Genomic DNA, 1,192 nt, shown 5'->3' on the forward strand with positions numbered 1-1,192 from the left:
CCGGAGGTGGCCGAGGACGGCTGGCTGCTGTTCTACAACGGCATCCTCTACGACGCGACGCCCTTCACCAGCACCTACCAGACCTTCGAGGTCGACGAGCTGTACGCGGCCTTCGACGAGCGCAACCCCAACCCCGGCGCGCTGCCGGAGCGGCAGGAGATGCGGCTGCTGGTCGCGCAGGTCAACGACGAGTACGACCGCGAGTCGATCTGGTCCTCGGAGTCCGACGAGCAGTACCGGGAGCGGATGTTCGGCTCCTTCGAGGGCGTGTGGAACGTGGACCTGGAGCCCGAGGACTGACGCCCGCCCGGAACTGAGGACAGAGCCCTGGACCTGACCGGCACGAGACGCGTTCTGGTGGTCACCGCCGTCCCGCCCGAGCGGGACGCGGTGGTCCTCTCCGCGGGCGCGGCGCCCGACCCGCTCCCGCTGCTGGACCACTTGGTCCTGCACCGGGTCCGGCCGCCGGGCCGGGGCGGGAACGGCCCGGGCGGGCTGCTGGTGGACACACTCGCGGCGGGCGTGGGGCCCGCCGCCGCGGCGGCCGGGACCTCGGCCGTGCTGGCGCTGGCGCCGGGGGCGTACGAGGTGGTGATCTCGGCGGGGATCGCGGGCGGGTTCGCGCCGGGGGTGCCCGTGGGGGGCACGGTGGTGGCCTCCGCGATCGTGGCCGCCGACCTGGGCGGCCAGACCGCCGAGGGGTTCACGGACGTGGCGCAGATGGGCTTCGGGGTGGCGGCGCACCGGCCGCCGCCGGGCCTGGCGCGGGCCATGGCCGAGGCGGCGGGCGCGGTCCTGGCGCCGGTGCTGACCGTCTCGACGGTGACCGGCACGACGCCGCGCGCCGAGGAGCTGGCCGCGCGGCACGCGGGCGCGGCGGCGGAGGCGATGGAGGGCTTCGGGGTGGCAACGGCCGCCGCGCTGTTCGGGGTTCCGGCGCTGGAGGTGCGCACGGTGTCCAACGCGGTGGGCCCGCGGGACCGGGCGGCCTGGCGCATCCCGGAGGCGCTGCGGGCACTGACGGACGCCTTCGCGGCGATCTGGCCGGTGCTGGACGTGCGGCAGGTGAGGGACGTGCCGGACGTGCCGGACGTGCGGGACGACGACAGCGGGAGGAATCGTGGCGGACGCGTTCCCTGAGGCGGGCGGCGGGGCGTTGAGCATCGCCTACTCGCCCTGTCCCACCGCCACC

At 75.8% G+C, this 1,192-nt stretch carries 1 protein-coding gene and 1 pseudogene; both read left to right on the forward strand.

The window, feature by feature from the left end; all coding sequences use genetic code 11:
• Positions 1-300 (forward strand): annotated as a pseudogene (locus D7231_RS36805) (hypothetical protein); the annotation flags it as partial.
• A gap of 33 nt (positions 301-333) precedes the next feature.
• Complete coding sequence (locus tag D7231_RS35190) at positions 334-1,140, forward strand: futalosine hydrolase (protein WP_120760444.1); 807 nt, start codon at positions 334-336, stop codon at positions 1,138-1,140.
• The last annotated feature ends 52 nt before the right edge of the window (positions 1,141-1,192 follow it).

It is taken from the genome of Streptomyces klenkii (assembly GCF_003626645.1).
In the GTDB taxonomy this organism is placed as follows: Bacteria; Actinomycetota; Actinomycetes; order Streptomycetales; family Streptomycetaceae; genus Streptomyces; species Streptomyces klenkii.